The 279-nt window shown below is 46.2% G+C and carries 1 protein-coding gene; it reads right to left on the reverse strand.

The genetic code is table 11. The annotated features are described in order from the left end of the window. On the reverse strand, positions 1 to 279 hold a 279-nt coding region (locus tag HMPREF2576_RS09940), incomplete at both ends, for an MSCRAMM family adhesin SdrC (RefSeq protein ID WP_218117733.1).

Below are 279 nucleotides of genomic sequence, written 5' to 3' on the forward strand. Positions count from 1 at the left end.
CAGATTCAACAAGCGCGTCGACATCCGACAGTGCATCAACATCAACGAGTGTGAGCGACTCGGAAAGTGCAAGTACATCCATAAGTGAATCATTAAGTACGAGCGTTTCAGATTCAACGAGTACGTCGACATCCGACAGTGCATCAACGTCAACGAGTGAGAGTGACTCAACAAGTGAAAGTACGTCATTAAGCGAATCGACAAGCACAAGTCTTTCGGACTCAACAAGTACGTCAACGTCAGAAAGTGCATCAACGTCAACGAGTGAGAGTGACTCAA

The sequence above is a fragment of the Staphylococcus sp. HMSC063F05 genome (assembly GCF_001837075.1).
Classification (GTDB): Bacteria; Bacillota; Bacilli; order Staphylococcales; family Staphylococcaceae; genus Staphylococcus; species Staphylococcus epidermidis.